1 protein-coding gene is annotated in these 271 nt (G+C 56.8%); it reads left to right on the top strand.

Annotation, left to right across the window (positions count from 1 at the left end; all coding sequences use genetic code 11):
• Nucleotides 1–194: hypothetical protein (locus tag R0J88_RS20305; RefSeq protein ID WP_410900922.1), on the top strand; the 194-nt coding region annotated here is incomplete at its 5' end.
• Between the last annotated feature and the right edge of the window lie 77 nt (nucleotides 195–271).

A 271-nucleotide genomic window follows, 5' to 3' on the forward strand; every position in this document is an offset into this window, starting at 1 on the left:
AAATGGCAGCGGCGTTTACCATGATGGCGATCAAGGGGCAGCCAACGCAGGACGCCAAATGCAAGATGCTCTTCGAGAAGCTGGATGAATTCGAGGCTGACGGCGAGGCCAAGGTAGCGGAGATCACAAAAGCCATGCTGAACCAGAAGGCAGATGGCCTGGCAGATCAGTGCCTCGAGCAACGCAACGGCTAAATTTCCGCAGACTTCTCCATGCTCACCACGTTGACCTTGTCCGGGCCAGTGGTGGGCATCTCGCACAAGGACTCTCC

This window comes from Pseudoalteromonas sp. SIMBA_162, from assembly GCF_046535955.1.
Taxonomy (GTDB): Bacteria; Pseudomonadota; Gammaproteobacteria; order Enterobacterales; family Alteromonadaceae; genus Pseudoalteromonas; species Pseudoalteromonas marina.